At 70.0% G+C, this 1,568-nt stretch carries 2 protein-coding genes; both read right to left on the bottom strand.

The window, feature by feature from the left end; all coding sequences use genetic code 11:
* Positions 1-9 precede the first annotated feature (9 nt).
* Complete coding sequence (locus ABWP50_RS12750) at positions 10-591, bottom strand: twin-arginine translocation pathway signal protein (protein ID WP_353218362.1); 582 nt, start codon at positions 589-591, stop codon at positions 10-12.
* Positions 592-605: 14 nt separating this feature from the next.
* Positions 606-1,568 (bottom strand): hypothetical protein (locus tag ABWP50_RS12745; protein ID WP_353218361.1); only part of this gene is annotated, 963 nt, incomplete at its 5' end.

The following is a 1,568-nucleotide window of genomic DNA, read 5'->3' as shown; positions in this document are numbered from 1 at the left end:
GAGGCCGCCTTACTTCTTTGCCTTCGCAACCAGCCCATCCCACGTCGCCCAATCGATGGCGCGGCCGGGGTAGGCGATGCGGGTGAAGGGCCAGGTGGTGCGCAGCCAGGTTTGGACCCAGGCGTAGAGCTGCGCATCGAAGCCGGCGTCGTATTCGGCTTTGGTGACCCAGAGGCGGACGACGGCGTCGTAGCCGGCAACGCGGCTGGGCGCGACGTAGACGCTGCCGCGTTCGCGTGTGCCGTCGGGGGTGAGGACGGCGTAGGCGAAGGATTGGCGGGCCTGGAAGCGGGCTTGTTCGCCTTCCATGTCTTTCATGGCGTCGGCGGCGGTGAGGCCGGCGTGCGGCCAATCCGTGCTGCGTGTGAAGGTTTTATGGAGATGTTCGATGGAGGCCATGTAGGCATCGTAATCGATCTTGACCACGGCGGGGCCGAGGGGGACGAGCTTGAAGCCGGGGCCGGTGGCCAGCGTTGGCACGGTGAAATCGGCGGGCACGAGGGTTGCGGCGGGCGGCGTTTGAGCGGCGGCGGGGGCGGCGGTTGCCAGCAGCAGCAGAGCCAGCGCGGCGGTGATTTGCCGGAATGTCATGATCGGTCCATTCGTTAACTCGCGGCCATTTGGACGGCATAGAGCGCCATGCGGCTGCGCACTTGTGCTTCATCGCCGGTGTTGGCGGGCAGGCCGAGGGCGGGCAGGGTTTCGCGGGCGGTGACGCTGCCGGCGGCGGGATTGTTCGCGATGGCGACCAACAGGCCCCGCAACTGCGCGGGCGGGATGCGGGCGCGCAATTCGGCCTGCACCAGCGCGGGCAGTTGGGATTGCAGGGGTTCGCTATCGTAGAGATCGGGGACGGCGGCGATGAGCAGCAGGTTGCGGGCGCGCTGGGCTGGGTCTGCTACGGCGGCGGGCGGCCATTTCGCGATCTGGCGCTGGATGCGGGCCAGGGCGCTGATGGTGGCGGCGTCGGGCGGGGTGATCGCGATGGGGGCGACATTGGCCGGGCGGTCCAGCAGCGCGGGCAGGGTGTAAACGCGCAGGTCAGCGCGCGGCATCGGTGGGCCGGGCTGATACCAGACCAGTGCGGACAGGCCGGCCCACGCCGTGAACATCAGCAGATAGGGCCAGCGGCGCGGCCACAGCCGGGCGACCACCAGTGTGGAGGCAGCAGTGCCGGCAAGGGCGAACAGGGCCGAGCTGGCAGCGCGGGTGCCGGTTCCGGTCAGCGCCGTCTGGATCGCCGTGCTGGCCCATTGCGCGGGCAGCAGCACCAGCAGCCAGGCCGGCAGAACATCCGGATCGGCCGCGGCGACGAACAGCATGGATGCCTCGCCGGCAACGACAAACAGCGCCATCGCCCACGGATATTTGGGGATGGCGCGGGAAAACAGCGCGCCGCGGGCCGCAAAGCTGACGCTGGCGATGACGACGGCCAGCCCGGTGGAAACCGGGTGCGGCAGCGCCGGCATGCCAAGCGCGCGGGCCAGCTGCATGAGGCCAACGCCGGCCAGCAGCGCCAGCAGCACGCCGATCCACAGGCGCCCGGCGGCGGCGGCGGCGATCATGCC

The organism is Sandarakinorhabdus sp. (genome assembly GCF_040398645.1).
Taxonomy (GTDB): Bacteria; Pseudomonadota; Alphaproteobacteria; order Sphingomonadales; family Sphingomonadaceae; genus Sandarakinorhabdus.
The sequence above is the reverse complement of the archived record's forward strand: the minus strand, read 5'-3'. Positions and strand labels throughout refer to the sequence as shown.